The following is a 738-nucleotide window of genomic DNA, read 5'->3' on the forward strand; positions in this document are numbered from 1 at the left end:
TGATGATCACCGGATCGTCGTTGTTGTGGATCTGCAAAACCAGATTCGCGGTGCTGGTGTCGCCGTCCGAGTCGGTGATGGTGTAGGTGAAGGTTTCGGTGCCGTTGCCGCCGCCGTGCAGATTCTTGAAGTCGGCATCATTGGTGTTGAGAGTGTAGGTGTAGGAACCGTCGGCATTCAGCACCAGCGTGCCGTAAGTCCCGTTGAAGGTTCCGGCGGTGACCGGGCCGGTCGGTACGCGGTCGGCGCCTTGCACGTCATTGGTCAGCACATTGCCGGTCAGCGTCAGGTTGGTTTCCGAAGCGGTGCCGGCATTGCTGTCGTCCACCGCTTTGGGCAGGTCATCAACAATGTTCACGTCCAGCGATGCATTGGCGGTTGTGCCGTTGTCATCCACCACGGTAACGGCGAACTGTTCGCTCAGGGTGTTCGCACCGTTGGCAGTTGGGTGTGCGTCGTTGTGGTCGAGGGTGTAGCTGTAGCTGACGACGCCGGTCGTGGCGTTGAAACCGGTGATGGTCAGTGTGCTGCCCAATGGTGTGGTCACCGATTGCGGGAAGCCTGCGGCGACACCGTTGGTCACGACGGCGATGCCACCCACGGTGAGCGTGGTCACTCCATCCAAAGCAGTGATGGTGAAGGTGCCGCTTTGAGTCAGCGCGGTGGCATCCGGCGCACTGCCGGTGCTCAGGTTTTTCTCGAAAACCGTCAGCTCGCCGCCCTCGACGTTCAAGCCGT

1 protein-coding gene is annotated in these 738 nt (G+C 60.6%); it reads right to left on the reverse strand.

Features of this window, described 5'->3' with window-relative positions:
• Positions 1–738: Ig-like domain-containing protein (locus tag ACK6BI_RS28010; protein ID WP_409319663.1), on the reverse strand; the 738-nt coding region annotated here is incomplete at both ends.

This window comes from Pseudomonas sp. KCJK9016, from assembly GCF_046231795.1.
In the GTDB taxonomy this organism is placed as follows: Bacteria; Pseudomonadota; Gammaproteobacteria; order Pseudomonadales; family Pseudomonadaceae; genus Aquipseudomonas; species Aquipseudomonas bananamidigenes.